This window comes from Mycolicibacterium agri, from assembly GCF_002553505.1.
GTDB classification, from domain to species: domain Bacteria; phylum Actinomycetota; class Actinomycetes; order Mycobacteriales; family Mycobacteriaceae; genus Mycobacterium; species Mycobacterium agri.
The window spans coordinates 35,573-50,630 of sequence record NZ_PDCP01000043.1; the positions used below are offsets into that span (position 1 = coordinate 35,573).

A 15,058-nucleotide genomic window follows, 5' to 3' on the forward strand; every position below is an offset into this window, starting at 1 on the left:
CATGGACACCAAGAGCCCTACCGACACCGCGGCAACGGTCATCATCGGACAGATGGTGCGCCCGGGGTTCGAGCAGGCCTTCGAAGAATGGCAGAACGACCTCAACCGCGAGGCGTCCAAGTACCCGGGTTTCCTCGGGGCCGAGGTCAATCCGCCCACCGCGGTGCAGCCCGAGTGGATCGTGGTTTACCGGTTCGACTCCATCGCACACGTGCAGGCCTGGATCAACAGCGGTACCCGGCAGGAACGGTTGGCGGCGGGCGAGAAGTTCTTCGACGGGCCAGGCACACAGCAGGTGCTCGGCGGCGGTGCACGCCATACCGATCCGCTGGTGACAGTGGCGGTCAGCCACCACGTCACACCCGACAATGTTCCGGATTTCCTCGCCTGGCAGGAGCGACTTCGGCTGGCCGAAAGCAGATTCCCCGGCTTCCGCGGCACCGAACTGTTCCGCCCGGTCGCAGGCGTACAGGACGAATGGACCACGCTCTATCGGTTCGACACCGCAACGGATCTGGACCGCTGGCTGGTCTCCGAGGAACGCAAACAGCTACTGGCCGAAGGCGAGAAGTTCGCGGAGTTCAGGTCGCGCACCATCGACAACTCGTTCGGCAGCTGGTTTGCATTCGACGAGAACGGCGCCGAGACAAAAGGCCCCTCGGAGTTCAAGACCTCGATTGCGGTGTGGGTCGGCCTGTACCCCACCGTCGTGCTGCTCACGCTCGCGATGTCACCGCTGCACATGCCGCTGTGGCTGGGACTGCTGATCGGAAACCTGCTCTCCAGCCTGGTGATGAGTTTCGTGGCGATGCCCTATTACGTGAATCCGCTGCTCAAGCACTGGCTGCGTCCGCCGCCCAATGTGCCTGCCGTGAAGTCGGATTGGCGCGGTATCGGCGTCGCAGCGGCCGCGCTGGCGGTGTGGACCGTGGTGTTCTACCTCGTGACGCGGGTGTTCTGGCAGCTGCCCTAACGCCCCGCCAGCGGCGCCGGGCCGCTCACCCCTGCCAACGGCGGCAGCGTGCCCAGCAGCGTGGGCGTCACTGTCGTCGCATCCGCGGTGGGCCGGGCAAGGCCGTACGTGCGGACCTCCGCGCCGCGTCCAGCCCCGCCGCTGACCAACAGGTCCGCGCCGCTGGTGGTGCTCGTGGTCGCCACCGTCACACCGCCGGTGAACGGTTCGAACGACGCGATCTGGCGATAGGAGATGTCGCCGTCGTGGTGGTTCGGGCTTTCGGTGTAGACGGCTGGAAAACCGTCCAGCCGTGACCCGTTCGACCACACCCGCACGGTGCCGCGGTCACCGAGCTGTCCGGTGACGATGCTCTTGGCGCCACCCTCCGCGCCTGCCACCCAGCCGGTCGTCAGCGACACCCCACCGGTATAGCCCTCGTCGTAGGCCAGGAAGCTCGATGTCATCCTCGGCTCGTTGGGCTTTCCGTGATGCTCGCCCGCGGTGCCGCTGGCCCGTGCGCGGGCCGTCGGGGTGTACAGGTCGTAGCGAAACGTCCTGATCCGCGGCGCAGCGCCCGGCCCTGGCGCGGTGACGATGCTCTCCCGACCGGAGCCGAGCTCGACCATCCCCGTCGCCACCGTCACACCGGATTTCGACTCGCCGTACGGGGTGAAGGCGTTGAACACGTCTGGGGCCGTGCCCGTTTCGGCGGGCAACGTCGACGAGAACACCTTCACCTGCGATTCGATGCCCGGCCCGGAGCCGACGATGATGTTGTCGGCCAACGCATTGCCGTCGATGTCGGCGGCGGCGACGCTCACACCTCCGGTGAATCCGGCGTCGAACGGCGCGAATCGGGTCAGCTCGGAGGTGAACCGGCCCTCGGCGGTGTCGTTGCCGTCGTAGGCGACCACCTCGGCGTCGACACCGGCACCGGTGCCGACGATCAGGTCGAGGATCATGTCGCCGTTGACATCTCCCATCGCCACGCTCGGTGTGCCCTCGTAGGACGGGAACGGCGTGACGAAGCCGACGGACTTGTCCCCGTCGCCGTCGCGCACGGCCACGGTCGCCGGCTTGCCCTTCCCGCCCGGCGTCGCGACCGCGTACGTGGACACCTCGGTGATGACGTTGATGGTCATCATCAGGCCGTTGTCTTCGTGGTTGAGCCGGTGGCAGTGCACCACGTAGGTGCCGATGTACTCGACGAAGTCGGAGCGCAGCGTCAACGACGAGGTCGCCGTCGGGTTGTCCTCGGAGTCGATCTCCGGCGGTGGAACGTTCGCGTTGTCGATGCCGAACGGCTGCACTCCGGTCGTGGTGCCGAGCAGCGGGCTGACCACCTGCTGCACCTGAAAGTCGTTGACGTGGATGTGGATCGGGTGGCTGTCGTTGTTGTAGTTGGTGAACTTCCACTCCTCGACGGAGTTCAGCCGCGGCTGGATCAACGGGATGTTCGGGAAGATGTTGTCCTGGAACTGGTAGGTGAATGCCTTCGGGTCGTTCTTGTTGGCCAGCGTGTCGTTGAACCCGCCGCCGATGTCGAATTCGCGTGTGACATCGGGCTTCATCACCGAGGTGTCGACAAACGAGGTGTAGGCCTCGAGGTTCTGACCGGGCTCGAACGCGGTGGTCCGGCCCTCCCCCGCATCGGCCGTCACCTTCAACAGAGTCTGCGTCGGAAAGGTGAAGAACCCGTCGCGCGCGGCGATGTACTTCGGGTCGATGGTGACGCGACCGAGAACCGCGGGCGAGTCGTCGGTGCCGTTGTTCGTGTAGAGCACGGCGGGTTCGTCGATGCCCTTCACGCCCTCGCCCGGTGGCATGTCCACCACGAGGTCGCCGGTCTTCGGCATGGTGACCGCGATGGCGTAGCGCGAGCCGGGCGGGATCTCGAGGTAAGTTCCGTCGCCGTCGACCGGCCGCTGCACCTGCGTGTAGGGGTTTCCGTCCTGGCCGACGATGGCGAACTTGGGGTGGTCACCCGTCGCGGTCTCGGTGAATCGCAGTGGCACGAAAGCGATATCGCTCATGTTGGCGAACACCCAGATCTCGGTTTGACCGGGTTTGAGCTTCAGCTCGGGCTGGAACTGCCCGTTGATGGTGAACTGCACATCGCGCTCGTTCTCCGGCAGCGACGGGTTGGCGGGCACCGTCTTGGTCGGGCTGGTGAACGTCTGCAGGTTCTGCGGGATGAACTGGTTCTGGCCGCGGTGGTTGTGTACTGACAGCGGGCCCGCATACCAGTTCGTGATGAACTCGGCGCTCTCGCTGGCGTCCTTGAAGTTCACCGGTGCCAGGCTCGGCCGGTATGTGCCGTCGGCCAGTTGATCGCCCTTCGGCGGTGTGAACGTGTTGACCCACTGCTCCCAGTACGGGTTGTTGAGTTGATGCCAACCGTTGCGGCGGTCGAAGACGAAGTTGTACTGCACGGCCATGGTGCGAATCGGGATGTCGTTCTTCGTCACCAGCGGCAGATTGCCGTCGGGACGACCGATTTCCAACATTCCGGCCAAACCGAAATAGGTCTGTTGTGCGGTGACGGTGTGGCGGTGACTGTGATACCAGTACATCCCGTTCGGCATGTTCTTCGGCACCGCGTACTCATACCGATTACCCATCCCCGGCGGGATCGACAACAGCACGTTGTCGGCGTTGCCCGACGGGCTGACGTGCAGGCCGTGGGTGTGAAGATTCAGCGGCGCCGACCGCAGCACAGGCGGATACAGCGGGATGTCGTCGCCCGCCGGAACATAGGCCGGATCGTTGAAATCGTCGATCGTCAGGCCTTGCAGGTCGTTGTCGAAGTGGATGATCAGCCGCTCGCCCGGGTCCACACGCAAGGTCGGTGCGGGATAGGTGTTGTCCCCCTTGGTCGAACCGTCCGAACTTGTGCCCTTGATGAGCTCGTAGCCGAAAACCAGGAAGTTCGTCACGGGTTGCCGCACCGTGTCGAGCGTGATCGTGCCCTGATGCGCGGACAGCCGCACCTCGAGCACGCCGTCCTCGCTCGACAGCTTGACCGGCTCCCGGTACGGCGCAGGGTTGCCGTCCGGTCCTGCGTTGACACCGGCCTGCGGCTGCGGCGTGCTGCCCAGGCGGGCGCACGACGTCATCGCCGTCATCGACACGATCAACAGCACAGCGACGACTACCGAGAATCTGCCGCGGCCCATTGCATACCCGGATTCTGGTACGAGAAGCCGAACAGCAAACGCCGCACCGCCAGACACGCGAGTATGTCAGCTACGACAAAGTTCGGTGGCAAATTTGCTAGGTTTCAGGGGCGGCGGACGGAAGGCGGGCGATGACGGACGAATGGGTGTCGGTGCTCACTGAACTCGTTCCGCTGGCGCTGGTCATCGCGTTGTCGCCGCTGTCGATCATCCCCGCCGTGCTGGTGTTGCACACCCCGCGCCCCAGGCCGACAGGCGTGGCCTTCCTGGCCGGCTGGCTGATCGGCTTGACCGCACTGACCGCGATCTTCCTGCAGGTGTCGAGCCTGGCCGGCGGCCTGCGCGACAAGCCACCGGGCTGGGCGTCGTACGTGCGCATCGTCGCAGGCGTCGCGCTGATCGCGTGGGGACTCTATCGCTGGTTGACCCGTAAACGGTCCAGCCATGCGCCGAAGTGGATGAGCAGCATGAGCAAGCTGACCTCGACCCGCGCGGTGGCCACCGCCGCGGCGCTGACGGTGCTCAACCCGAAGGTGCTGTTCATCTGTGCCGCAGCGGGTTTGGCGATCGGCACCGCGGGGCTGCGGGCTCCTGGCGCGTGGAGCGCGGTGGTGTGGTTCGTCGTCGTCGCCGGCTCGACGGTGGCGATTCCCACGCTGGCCTACGCCGTGGCGGGGGAACGGCTGCACGAACCCCTGACCAGACTCAAGGACTGGATGGAGCTACAGCACGCCGCGCTCGTCGCAGGCATTCTCATCGTCATCGGTATTTTGGTGGCCTACAAGGGAATTCACGGACTACTCGGGTAGCCCCAGCTCGTCGGCCTGCGCTGTCAGATAACGCGTGATCGTGGGAGCGATGAGCCGGACGACATTCTCGACAGGCAGGGTCGCCAGCGGCGGCACCTTCATGACGTAGCGCAGGATGGCTGTCCCGACCAGATTCGTCGCGGCCAGCATCGCCCGCAGCGGGGCGTCCTCGCCGCCGCCCAGAGCGGTCGTCAACGCGGTCAGTACGTAGTTCTGGATGAAGCCGCGAAATGCCTCGTGCGCATCGGGGTTTGACGTGGCCGACTGCAGCATCGCCACCATGGTGTTGCCGGTGTCCGGGTTCTCCCAGATCCCGAGGTAAGTGCGCGCCATCCGGGTACCGATGTCGCCGTCGCCCTCGAGCAGGGCGGCGACCAGCACGTCGGTGTCGATGATCAGGCGCAGCGACTCCCGGAACAGCTCTGCCTTCGACCCGAAGAGATACAGCACCATCGACGGGTCCACGTGGGCGTCGTCGGCGATCGCCCGCAGGGTCGTCTTCTCGAAGCCCTCCATCGCGAACCGCTTCTTTGCGGCGCGCAGAACGGCGTCCCGCGAAACCGGCTCGCCCTGGCGCCTGCCACGGCGCCGGGTTGTTTTCGCTGGTCGGGCCATGCATCGACACTAGCATTTCATTACATGTTGAAATCTGCCCTGCGCAGCGTTACGCTCACACGGTAGAAATTCAACGTCGGATGAAAAGTGAGACAGCAATGACAACGGAGTCGCTGCCCAGACACACCCGGCATGCAGCGCCGTCCCACGAACCTCCCGCCGCGGTACGCGCCACCGGCGTCGTCCTGGTGCTCGCGGTGGTGGTCGCCATCGTCGCGATCGCCTTCGCCCTGCCCGCGGCCCACTCCAGACCCCACGACGTGCCGATCGGCGCGGCCGGTCCGCAAGCCGCCAGCGGCCAGCTTGCCGACCTGCTGGAACAGCACGCGCCGGGCGCCTTCGACATCACCTACTACCCCGGCGAGGAGGCGTTGCGGGACGCGATCCGCAATCGCGATGTCTACGGCGGCATTTCGTTCGGACCCGACGGGCGCACCCTGCTGATCGCCACCGGCGCCAGCCCCGCCGTGGCCCAACTGCTCAGCCAGGTCGGCAACGGCATCGCCCAGCACGCGGGCGTGCCGCTGCGCACCGAGGATCTCGCTCCGCCGACCGCCGAGGACCCACGCGGTGCGGGACTGGCCGCCGCGACGTTGCCGATCACACTGGCTGGCCTGCTGCCCGCTGTCGCCCTCGTGCTCGTGTTGAAGCGTGAGGTGTGGACCCGCTTCGCCGCCGCGGTGGTGTTCGCTGGGCTGGCCGGCGGAACGATCGCGGCGCTGCTGCGTTACGTGCTCGGCTCGATCGAGGGAAACTTCTGGGGCGTTGCTGGCGGGCTCACGCTCGGGCTGCTGGCCGCGGGACTGTTCCTGCTCGGCCTCGGCTCCCTGTTCGGCCGCGCAGGTCTGGCCGTCGGCGCCGTGCTCGCGCTGTTGCTGGGCAACCCGCTGTCCGGCTTGGCGAGTGCGCCCGAGCTTCTCCCCAGCGGATGGGGCGCGTTGGGGCAATGGTTGCCGCAGGGCGCCACCGCCACGCTGCTGCGCTCGACAGCGTTCTTCGACGGCGCGGGCGCCACCATGGCGATCGCCGTACTTGCGTGCTGGGCGCTGGCGGGCACTGTGCTGATCGTCATTGCCGCGACGCGAAACGGCAAGGAGTTGCGCGCCGCGCGCTGACCTACACTCGATCGGCGTGGGACTCGACGACCGTGATGGGCTGCGCATGCTGCGCGACGCGGTCGACCCGTCCCGCGACGGCCTCGACGTGATCCGCCGGTTCTACGCCCAGTGGTTCGCGATCGACATCGCGGTGCGGGACTTCTTCCCACCCGACCTGACCGAGCAGTTCAAGGTGTTCAGCCACGCCCTGACGTGGCTGTTCGGCCAGTTGATCGACCGACGCGCCGAAGAGCCCATCGCCTTTCTCGCCCAACTCGGCCGCGACCACCGCAAATACGGCGTCGATCGCAGCCACTACGCCAGCATGCACGAGGCTCTCTACGTCACACTGCGCAAGCACTTGAGCGAGAACTGGGACGACAAGCTCGACGACACCGCGCGCGCGGCGCTGCAGCTGTTCATCGGGGTGATGAGCGGCGCGGCCGACGCCGAACCCGGACCGCCGTTCTGCGACGGCACCGTCATCGAGGCCAACCGGGTGTCGCGCGACGTCTCGGTGATCCGGCTGCAGCTGGACCAGCCGCTGGCCTACTACCCCGGCCAGTACGTCACCGTGCAGGTGCCGCAGTGGCCGAGGCGGTGGCGCTACCTCAGCCCTGCCATCCCGCCGGACCCCCACGGGGGCATCGAATTTCACGTCCGCTCCGTGATCGGGGGGATGGTCAGCCCGTCCATCGTCACCGAAGCGCAGCCCGGCGACCGCTGGCGGGTGTCGAATCCGCACGGCGGTTTGCAGATCGACCGCGAAGCCGGCGACGTGCTGATGGTGGCCGGCAGCACCGGGCTGGCACCGCTGCGGGCGCTCATCATGGACCTCGCACGGTGGGCCGAAAACCCGCGGGTGCACCTGTTCTTCGGCGCCCGCTACCCCTGCGAGCTCTACGACCTGCGCACGCTGTGGCAGATCGCCGCGCACAATCCGTGGTTGTCGGTGTCGCCGGTTTCGGAGTTCAACTCCGATCCGCCGTGGGCCGCCGACTATCCCGACGTGCAGCCGCCGCGCGGGCTGCATGTGCGCCAGACCGGCAGGCTGCCCGAGGTCGTGACGAAGTACGGCAACTGGAGCGACCGGCAGATCCTGATCTGCGGCGGCCCGAAGATGGTGGCCGCCACGAAGGAGGCGCTGATCGCCAAAGGCGCGCCGCCCGAACGCATCCAGCATGATCCGCTGGCCGACTGAAACTCCCGCGCATTCGGCCATCCGGCCATAGACTCCTCAAGATCAATCCCGATCTGGAGACGACATGGCCAAGATGCGCGCGGCGCGAATGTACGGCTACAAGCAACCGCTGAAGCTGGAAGAGATCCCTGTTCCGGACATCGCACCGAGCGAGGTTCTGGTCAAGGTCGGCGCAGCGGGCATGTGCCGCACCGACTTTCAGCTCATCGACGGCTACTTCCATGCCAACCTACCGATGGAGTTCCCCGCCGTTCCAGGCCACGAGATCGCGGGCACGATCACCCGTGTCGGCGCAGACGTGCCCGCCGACGCCGGTCTCGGCGAGGGCGATCAGATCGTGGTGTTCGGCCCGCACGGCGACCGCTCCTGCCGTCAGTGTCACCGCGGCAACGAGCACATCTGCAAGCGGGGCCAGTGGATCGGGTTCGGTCCGCACGGCGGATACCAGGAATATGTGCCGATCGACTACCGGCAGGCCATCAAGACCAGCACGACGTTGTCGCCGGTGGCGCTGGCGCCGCTGACCGACGCCGGGCTGACGCCCTACCGAGGGCTGAAGAAGCTGCGCGCCGCGGGCGTGCTGCGGCCCGGCGCCACACTGGCCGTGATGGGGATCGGCGGCCTGGGCGCATACGCCGTGCAGTACGCCAAGCTGCTCGGCGCGGGCGCGACGGTGGTGGCGTTGGCGCGAAGCGACGAAAAGCTAGCGCTGGCAACGGAAAACGGTGCCGATCACGTCATCAACACCCGCGACAAGTCCGACGATCAGATTCGCGATGCGCTCGAACAGGCCACCGGCGCACGCGAGGTCGACGCGGTCATCGAGTGCGTCGGCGCCGAAGACAGCGTGCGCCTGGCATTCTCGTTGCTGGCCACCGAAGGCGCGGTGGCGTCGGTGGGCCTGGTCGGCAACAGGATCGACATGCCGCTGTTCCCGTTCGTCGGGCGCGAGTTCAGCTACTTCGGCTCGTTCTGGGGCAATTACACCGACCTCACCGAGGTGGTCGCGCTCGCCGAGGCCGGCCAGATCAAGGACTCGCTGACCGAGGTGGCGTTCGAAGACGTCAACGACCACATCGACGCCCTGGGCCGCGGCGACTTCGTCGGGCGCGCGGTGATCGTCTACGACTGAGCCGGGGCCACCCGGCGCCAGAAGTCGTCGAACGCGATGCTGTCGAAGAAGGCCGTCGCCTTGACGATGCGGTCGTCCCGCAGCGTCAGGTACCAGGAGTAGGTGTTGCGGTAGGGCACGTTGTCGCGCGCCGTGCCCTCGGCGTCGAACAGCACGATGACCGTGTCGCCGTCGGCGTACATCTCGCGCACAGTGGGTTTCAGCGGGCCGGCCATTCGCGCGTTGAACGGCCGGATCACGTTCGCCATGAAGTCTTCCTTGCTGGTGTAAACCCGCGCTGCAGCCGAGTTTCCGGTGATCTCCCACGTCGCGTCGTCGGCCAGCGAGTCGTAGATGCTTCCTGTGCCGTCGCGCCACGCGTCGAAGCCGGCGCGCACGGTCGCAAGATTGCGGGTCTCGGTTGCGTCGGAGGGTTCGGCGCCCGCCTCCGCGGACAGGGCGATCAGCCAGGCGATGGTGAGCGCGGGGGCCAGCAGCCAGCGAGACGGGATCATTCGTTGATTGAACCGGAGCGACCGGCCCTTCGTCCATGGCAGGATCGATGCCCATGCCGGAATTTCCCTCGGTGACGCTGCGCGACCCGTCGTCGACCCTGACGGCCACCTACGTGCCGGTGGCGGGGATGATCTGCACGTCGCTCGCCGATGACGGTGTCGAGTTCCTCGGCCAGCGCCGCGGCCTGAACGCCTATGTGACGGCGGGCAAGACGATGGGCATCCCGATCCTCTATCCGTGGGCGAACCGCTTGAGCGCCACCAAGTACGGGATCAGCGGCGCGGTGGTGTCGCTGACCGTCGGCACCGGCGGTGTGCGCGCCGACGAACACGGTGCGCCGATCCACGGCGTGCTGGCGGCCTATCCCGGGTGGCTTGTCACCGAGATGTCGGAGAATTCGTTGACCGCCGTGCTGGACTACGGCGGGCGGCCCCGCCTGCTGGCGACCTTCCCGTTCCCGCACGTGCTGACGCAGCACATCACGTTGGCGGGCCGGACGCTGACCATCGAGACCACGGTGATGCCCACCACGGCGGCGTCGGTGCCGCTGTGCTTCGGCTATCACCCGTACTTCATGATTCCCGGTGTGCCCCGCGAGGAGTGGATAGTGACCACTCCGGACATGCGGCGGCTACCGGTGGACAACTGGGGCATTCCGACCGGGGAAACAGAGGACTGGCACGCCGGCAACGAACCGCTCAAGACCGCGGAGTACGACGACGGCTTCGACCAGGTGCCCGAAGGCGCCGCCTTCGCGTTGTCAGGTGGCGATCGCCGCATCGAGGTGAAGTTCGAAAAGGGGTATCCCGCAGCGCAATTGTTTGCGCCCCGCAATGACGATGTGGTGTGCATCGAGCCGATGGCGGCGCCGACGGACGCGTTGCGCCGCGGCAACTACCGCGTGGCCGCCCCGGGTAAGCCCGAAACGGCGCGGTTCTCGATTACTGTGAGTTAGGCCGGTTCTTCGACCTCGGCTGCCACACCACCAGCGCGGTGCTCTTGGGCAGCACCGCCAGGTCGCGGCGCTGTCTGGCGGCGCGCAATTGCTCGAGTTCCTCGGTCATTTCGGCGATGCGCGCCTGCAGTGCCTCGACCTGGTTGGTCAGCTCGATGATCCGTTTGATGCCGGCCAAGTTGACGCCCTCGTCCTGCGACAACCGCTGCACCTCACGAAGCAGTTCGACGTCGCGTTGCGAGTAGCGCCGACCACCGCCGGAGCTGCGACGCGGACGCACCAGGCCGAGCCGGTCGTATGTACGCAACGTCTGTGCGTGCATACCGGCCAACTCGGCGGCGACTGAAATCAGGAACGTCCGCGCCGAATCCCGGTCCTCAGAACGCTTTCCGGCCATCACGCACCTGCCCATCCGGCCCGCGGGTCGAACCCGCTGGCCCGTTCGGCCTTCGCGTACGCCTCCAGCGCTTCCTTCGCCTCACCTTCGAGGTTGGGCGGCACCACCACCTTGACCTTGACCAGCAGATCGCCGCGGCCACCACCCCGTTTCGGCACGCCTTTGCCGCGCACCCGTAGGATACGCCCGTCCGACGTCCCCTTCGGAACGCGCACGCCCACCTTGCCTTCCAGCGTCGGCACGGAAAGCGTTGTGCCGAGCGCCAACTCGGCGAAGCTGACCGGAACGGTGACGGTCAGGTCGTCACCCTCGCGCCCGAACACCTTGTCCGGCTTGACGTGCACGGTCACGTACAGGTCGCCCGACGGCGCACCCCGCAGACCGGCCTCACCCTGGCCGGGCAGCCGGATGCGCTGGCCGTCCTCCACACCCGGCGGGATCCGCACGTTGATGGTGCGGGTGCGGGTGGTGACCCCGGTGCCCCGGCACTGGTCGCAGGGATGCTCGATGATCGAGCCGCTGCCACGGCATTCGGTGCACGGCTCCGAGAAGCCGAACGCGCCCTGGTTGCGGCTGACGACGCCCGTGCCGTTGCAGTTGGGGCACACCTTGGGGCTGGTGCCCGGGCGTGCCCCACTGCCATGGCAATTCGTGCACGGCGCCGGGCTGGTCAGCCGCAACGGCATCATCACGCCCTTGGCGGCCTCCATGAACGACAGCTCGGTCTCGGTCTCCAGGTCGTTGCCGCGCCGCGGCCGACTCGGCCGTGGCTGCGCGGCACCGCGACCAAAGAGCCCGCCGAACAGGTCGCCGATGTTGGCACCGCCGGTCTGGCCTGCCGCGTCGAACAGGTCGTTCAGGTTGAACTCGACACCGTCGCCGCCGAACCCGCGGAAATTGCCGCCGCCGCCGCCGAAGTTTCCGAACCGGCCGCGGCCGAAGCCGCCACCGGCGAACAACCTGCGGGTCTCGTCATACTCCTTGCGCTTCGCCGGGTCGGTGAGGACTTCTTTGGCCTCCGACACCGCCTTATAGCGCTCCTCCGCTGCCGGATTGCCCGGGTTGCGGTCGGGGTGATTCTGGGCGAGGAGCTTGCGGGCGGCCCGCTTGATCTCGTCGGTGCTGGCGTCAGAGGAGACGCCGAGTTCTTTGTAGAAGTCCTTCTCCACCCATTCGCGCTGGGCCACCCCGCGTCACCTCCTCTCGCTCCAACTTGATCTTGCTAGTTTTCTGATTCTGCTGCCTGCGCGTCGGCCGCGTCACTCTTATCAACCGCGTCGGGTCCCTCGCTGCTTCCGGCCTCGGCCTGCTCCTCGGCGTCCGGCACGGTGTCCACGACACCGACCATGGCGTGGCGCAGCACCTGGTCGCCGATCTTGTAGCCGCGTCGCATCACGGTGCCGACGACGGGATGTGTGCCGTCGCCCTCGTGCTGAACGGCCTCGTGCAGCGCCGGGTCGAATTCCTCGCCCTCGGTGCCGAAGGCCGAAAGGCCAAACCCCTCAAGCGTGCTCACCAGCTTGTCGGCGATCGCCTTCAGCGGGCCCGACTCCAGATCGCCGTGCGCGCGGGCCCGGTCGATGTCGTCGAGCACACTGAGCAGTTCGGAAATCACCGCGGCCTTGGCGCGTTCGGCGGCCAGCTGTTGGTCACGCAGCGCGCGCTTGCGGTAGTTGGTGTATTCCGCCTGCACCCGCTGCAGGTCTGCGGTCAGTTCGGCGACCTTGTCACCCGTATCGGCCTTCTCACCCCCGGCGGCCCCCGGCGCCGACCCGCTGGGGGCCGGCCCGGAGGCCTGCTCGGGCGTCTCCGCTTTCTCTGTGTGCGAGCGAACCTCGCCGGTTTCGGGATCGACCCGCCGTTTGTCGGTGACGGTCACCGGTTCGTGCGAATCGTTCGAGCTCACTTGTTCTCCTGCTCATCCTCGACAACTTCGGCGTCGACGACATCGTCGCTCGACGACCCATTACCACCGGACGGTCCTGCGCTCGCCCCTGCGCCCTGCTGGGCCTGCGTGGCCTCGTAGATGGCCTGGCCGAGCGCCTGCGACTCGACGCCGAGCTTCTCCATCGCGGACTTGATCGCGCCGATGTCGGAGCCCTTGAGCGCCTCCTTGGCGTCGTTGATCGCCGAGTCCACCTTGGCCAGCGTCTCCTCAGGAACCTTGGATCCGCCCTCGGCCTCGCGCTGCTCCTTGACGAACTTCTCCGTCTGGTAGACCAGCGTCTCGGCCTGGTTGCGGACGTCAGCTTCCTCGCGGCGCCTGCGGTCCTCTTCGGCGTGCGCCTCGGCGTCCTTGATCATCCGGTCGATCTCCTCCTTGGACAGGCCGGAGCCCTCCTGGATTCGGATCGTGTTCTCCTTGCCGGTGCCCTTGTCCTTCGCGGTGACGTGGACGATGCCGTTGGCGTCGATGTCGAAGGTGACCTCGATCTGCGGCACGCCACGCGGCGCCGGCGGGATACCGGTCAGCTCGAAGCTGCCGAGCAGCTTGTTGTGCGCGGCGATCTCACGCTCACCCTGATAGACCTGGATCTGCACCGACGGCTGGTTGTCGTCGGCCGTGGTGAAGGTCTCCGACCGCTTGGTCGGGATCGTGGTGTTGCGCTCGATCAGCTTGGTCATCACGCCGCCCTTGGTCTCGATGCCGAGGCTCAGCGGGGTGACGTCAAGCAGCAGAACGTCTTTCACCTCACCCTTGAGCACGCCGGCCTGCAGCGCGGCGCCGACGGCGACGACCTCGTCCGGGTTGACGCCCTTGTTCGGCTCCTTGCCGCCGGTCAGCTCCCTGACCAGATCGGCGACCGCGGGCATACGGGTCGAACCACCCACCAGCACGACGTGGTCGATGTCGGACACCGAGATGCCGGTGTCGGCGATCACCGACTGGAACGGCTTGCGGGTGCGGTCCAGCAGGTCCTGGGTGATCCGCTGGAATTCCGCGCGGGTCAGCTGCTCGTCGAGGAACAGCGGGTTCTTGTCCGCGTCCACGGTGATGTAGGGCAGGTTGATCGAGGTGCTCTGCGAGCTGGACAGCTCGATCTTGGCCTTCTCGGCGGCCTCGCGCAGCCGCTGCATCGCCATCTTGTCCTTGGTCAGGTCGATGCCGGTGCTGCCCTTGAACTTGTCGACGAGCCAGTCCACGATGCGCTGGTCCCAGTCGTCACCGCCGAGGTGGTTGTCACCGCTGGTGGCGCGGACCTCCACGACGCCCTCACCGATCTCGAGCAGCGAGACGTCGAAGGTGCCGCCGCCGAGGTCGAAGACCAGGATCGTCTGTTCCTTCTCGCCCTTGTCCAGGCCGTAGGCCAAGGCAGCCGCGGTCGGCTCGTTGACGATGCGCAGCACGTTGAGGCCTGCGATCTGGCCTGCGTCCTTGGTGGCCTGACGCTGGGCGTCATTGAAGTAGGCCGGGACGGTGATCACCGCGTCGGTGATGTCCTCACCGAGGTAGGCCTCGGCGTCCCGCTTGAGCTTCATCAACACGCGCGCACTGATCTCGGGCGCGGTGTACTTCTTTCCGTCGATCTCGATGGACCAGTCGGTGCCCATGTGGCGCTTGACCGAACGGATGGTCCGGTCGACGTTGGTCACCGCCTGGTTCTTGGCGGGCTGGCCCACCAGCACCTCGCCGTTACGCGCGAACGCGACGACCGACGGGGTGGTGCGCGAGCCTTCGGAGTTGGCGACGACGACGGGCTCGCCACCCTCCAGTACCGCGACGACGGAGTTGGTGGTCCCGAGGTCGATTCCGACCGCACGAGCCATGGTGTTCCTCCTGGATAGCTTTTGTTAGGGTCTGAGCGGACCGCACTCAAGACTGCTCCTGGTCCACTTCCCTGTCAACCAGACTTGAGCCTACTCCACTCAACTTGTCGATTGGGTCAACAGCACCCGTGCGCCGATTTGTTCCCGGGAGCCCCCTTTTTTTGCGCGAGCAGACGCTTGTGCCCGCAAAAGCCCAGGCGATTTCAGGCAGTGGATGCAACAGCGGGTGGTTTTGGCGGGTTTGAGAGTAGCTCGTCGAGGACTTCAGCGGGTTTCTTCCAGCCGAGGGTTTTGCGGGGTCGGGTGTTGAGTTGGGCGGCAACGTAGTCGAGGTAGTCGGCCGGGAACACTGATAGGTCGGTGCCTTTAGCAAAGTATTGGCGCAGCAGCCCGTTGGTGTTCTCGTTACTGCCGCGTTGCCATGGCGAGTGCGGATCGCAGAAGTAGATATCGAGCTC

The 15,058-nt window shown here is 66.6% G+C and carries 14 protein-coding genes; 6 read left to right on the forward strand and 8 right to left on the reverse strand.

What is annotated here, in order from left to right; all coding sequences use genetic code 11:
- The first annotated feature begins 1 nt into the window (after window position 1).
- Window positions 2-973 carry an antibiotic biosynthesis monooxygenase gene (locus tag CQY20_RS21445; protein ID WP_097942099.1) on the forward strand — a complete coding sequence of 324 codons (972 nt, stop codon included), beginning with the start codon at window positions 2-4 and terminating at the stop codon, window positions 971-973.
- Here the strand turns inward: CQY20_RS21445 and CQY20_RS21450 are convergent.
- Complete coding sequence (locus CQY20_RS21450) at window positions 970-4,131, reverse strand: multicopper oxidase domain-containing protein (protein WP_097942100.1); 3,162 nt, start codon at window positions 4,129-4,131, stop codon at window positions 970-972. The genes CQY20_RS21445 and CQY20_RS21450 overlap by 4 nt on opposite strands.
- Before the next feature lie 131 nt (window positions 4,132-4,262).
- Between CQY20_RS21450 and CQY20_RS21455 the strand changes: the two genes are divergently transcribed.
- Window positions 4,263-4,940: a GAP family protein gene (locus CQY20_RS21455; RefSeq protein ID WP_097942101.1), complete on the forward strand. Its 678-nt coding sequence runs from the start codon at window positions 4,263-4,265 to the stop codon at window positions 4,938-4,940.
- On the opposite strand, the gene CQY20_RS21460 is transcribed toward CQY20_RS21455, so the two are convergent.
- Window positions 4,929-5,555, reverse strand: a complete 627-nt coding sequence (locus CQY20_RS21460; RefSeq protein ID WP_097942102.1) for a TetR/AcrR family transcriptional regulator — start codon at window positions 5,553-5,555, stop codon at window positions 4,929-4,931. The two genes, CQY20_RS21455 and CQY20_RS21460, sit on opposite strands and share 12 nt — an antisense overlap.
- A gap of 98 nt (window positions 5,556-5,653) precedes the next feature.
- Here CQY20_RS21460 and CQY20_RS21465 point away from each other — a divergent pair, with 98 nt between their 5' ends.
- The 3 genes from CQY20_RS21465 (at window position 5,654) to CQY20_RS21475 (ending at window position 8,985) form a co-directional block, all read left to right on the forward strand.
- Entirely contained in the window at window positions 5,654-6,670 is a 1,017-nt protein-coding gene (locus tag CQY20_RS21465; RefSeq protein WP_097942103.1) for a hypothetical protein, read from the forward strand.
- A gap of 16 nt (window positions 6,671-6,686) precedes the next feature.
- The gene (locus CQY20_RS21470; RefSeq protein ID WP_097942104.1) at window positions 6,687-7,853 is read left to right on the forward strand and encodes an FAD-binding oxidoreductase; all 1,167 of its coding nucleotides are present in this window, start codon (window positions 6,687-6,689) and stop codon (window positions 7,851-7,853) included.
- Between the two features lie 64 nt (window positions 7,854-7,917).
- Window positions 7,918-8,985 carry an NAD(P)-dependent alcohol dehydrogenase gene (locus CQY20_RS21475; protein WP_234816343.1) on the forward strand — a complete coding sequence of 356 codons (1,068 nt, stop codon included), beginning with the start codon at window positions 7,918-7,920 and terminating at the stop codon, window positions 8,983-8,985.
- Here CQY20_RS21475 and CQY20_RS21480 read toward each other — a convergent pair.
- Window positions 8,976-9,479: a nuclear transport factor 2 family protein gene (locus tag CQY20_RS21480; protein WP_097942105.1), complete on the reverse strand. Its 504-nt coding sequence runs from the start codon at window positions 9,477-9,479 to the stop codon at window positions 8,976-8,978. The genes CQY20_RS21475 and CQY20_RS21480 overlap by 10 nt on opposite strands.
- Window positions 9,480-9,532: 53 nt before the next feature.
- On the opposite strand from CQY20_RS21480, the gene CQY20_RS21485 reads away from it, so the two are divergent.
- Window positions 9,533-10,435: an aldose 1-epimerase gene (locus CQY20_RS21485; protein WP_097942106.1), complete on the forward strand. Its 903-nt coding sequence runs from the start codon at window positions 9,533-9,535 to the stop codon at window positions 10,433-10,435.
- Here the strand turns inward: CQY20_RS21485 and CQY20_RS21490 are convergent.
- The 5 genes from CQY20_RS21490 to CQY20_RS21510 form a co-directional block, all read right to left on the reverse strand.
- Window positions 10,422-10,832, reverse strand: coding sequence for a heat shock protein transcriptional repressor HspR (locus CQY20_RS21490; RefSeq protein ID WP_097942107.1), 411 nt, complete (start codon window positions 10,830-10,832; stop codon window positions 10,422-10,424). The genes CQY20_RS21485 and CQY20_RS21490 overlap by 14 nt on opposite strands.
- The gene (gene dnaJ, locus CQY20_RS21495) at window positions 10,832-12,019 is read right to left on the reverse strand and encodes a molecular chaperone DnaJ (RefSeq protein ID WP_097942108.1); all 1,188 of its coding nucleotides are present in this window, start codon (window positions 12,017-12,019) and stop codon (window positions 10,832-10,834) included. Before dnaJ ends, CQY20_RS21490 begins: the two co-directional genes overlap by 1 nt.
- A gap of 35 nt (window positions 12,020-12,054) precedes the next feature.
- Window positions 12,055-12,738, reverse strand: coding sequence for a nucleotide exchange factor GrpE (grpE, locus tag CQY20_RS21500; protein ID WP_097942109.1), 684 nt, complete (start codon window positions 12,736-12,738; stop codon window positions 12,055-12,057).
- Complete coding sequence (gene dnaK / locus CQY20_RS21505; RefSeq protein ID WP_097942110.1) at window positions 12,735-14,600, reverse strand: molecular chaperone DnaK; 1,866 nt, start codon at window positions 14,598-14,600, stop codon at window positions 12,735-12,737. The genes grpE and dnaK overlap by 4 nt, the downstream gene beginning before the upstream one ends.
- A gap of 203 nt (window positions 14,601-14,803) precedes the next feature.
- Window positions 14,804-15,058, reverse strand: a 255-nt coding sequence (locus CQY20_RS21510; protein WP_109789712.1) for an IS30 family transposase, incomplete at its 5' end; no start/stop codon positions are given.

Coding starts and splice junctions, on each gene's coding strand:
- CQY20_RS21485 (WP_097942106.1), top strand. CDS start 9,533: ATGCCGGAATTTCCCTCGGTGACGCTGCGCGACCCGTCGTCGACCCTG.
- CQY20_RS21460 (WP_097942102.1), bottom strand. CDS start 5,555: ATGGCCCGACCAGCGAAAACAACCCGGCGCCGTGGCAGGCGCCAGGGC.
- CQY20_RS21490 (WP_097942107.1), bottom strand. CDS start 10,832: ATGGCCGGAAAGCGTTCTGAGGACCGGGATTCGGCGCGGACGTTCCTG.
- CQY20_RS21480 (WP_097942105.1), bottom strand. CDS start 9,479: ATGATCCCGTCTCGCTGGCTGCTGGCCCCCGCGCTCACCATCGCCTGG.
- CQY20_RS21465 (WP_097942103.1), top strand. CDS start 5,654: ATGACAACGGAGTCGCTGCCCAGACACACCCGGCATGCAGCGCCGTCC.
- CQY20_RS21475 (WP_234816343.1), top strand. CDS start 7,918: ATGGCCAAGATGCGCGCGGCGCGAATGTACGGCTACAAGCAACCGCTG.
- CQY20_RS21450 (WP_097942100.1), bottom strand. CDS start 4,131: ATGGGCCGCGGCAGATTCTCGGTAGTCGTCGCTGTGCTGTTGATCGTG.
- CQY20_RS21445 (WP_097942099.1), top strand. CDS start 2: ATGGACACCAAGAGCCCTACCGACACCGCGGCAACGGTCATCATCGGA.
- dnaK (WP_097942110.1), bottom strand. CDS start 14,600: ATGGCTCGTGCGGTCGGAATCGACCTCGGGACCACCAACTCCGTCGTC.
- CQY20_RS21455 (WP_097942101.1), top strand. CDS start 4,263: ATGACGGACGAATGGGTGTCGGTGCTCACTGAACTCGTTCCGCTGGCG.